Source organism: Cellulomonas sp. P4_A2 (assembly GCF_056402515.1).
The window spans coordinates 1-498 of record NZ_JBFUHG010000084.1; the positions used below are offsets into that span (position 1 = coordinate 1).

Genomic DNA, 498 nt, shown 5'->3' on the forward strand with positions numbered 1-498 from the left:
GCTGACTCCGCGGCGCATGAGCCAGCCGGTGAGCGCCGCCTGGCCGAGCAGTACCAAGGCGCCCATCGCCCAGGGCAGGGCGACGAGCCTTCCGGAGGCCGCGGCGGAGTGGCCGAGACCGTTGCGCAGGTAGGAGGGCATCCAGACGAGCATCAGCGCCACGCACCAGTAGCTGGTGAAGTACGCAGCGGTGGTGCCGATCCAGGTACGGCTGCCGAAGATCCGACGGTAGGCGGGCTTTGCCGCGGACTCGACGGACGGTGTCTCCGGGGTGTCGGTACGGTACGTGCCGTCGGCACCGAGCACCGCCCACAGCAGGGCCCACAGCGCACCGGCGGCCGCGACCACCCAGAGGGCGGCGCGCCAGCCGTGGTGGTGGATGACCCAGGTCAGGCCGGGGGCGGCGGTGATCACGCCGAGGGTGACGCCGAGGGTGACCAGCGCCCCGGGTAGGTTGCGCCGGTGGTTGGGGAACCAGGACAGTGCGGCTTGCTGGGC

General features: G+C 72.3%; 1 protein-coding gene. It reads right to left on the reverse strand.

The annotated features are described in order from the left end of the window. On the reverse strand, positions 1-498 hold a 498-nt coding region (locus tag AC1DUE_RS20200; RefSeq protein WP_477041194.1), incomplete at both ends, for an MFS transporter.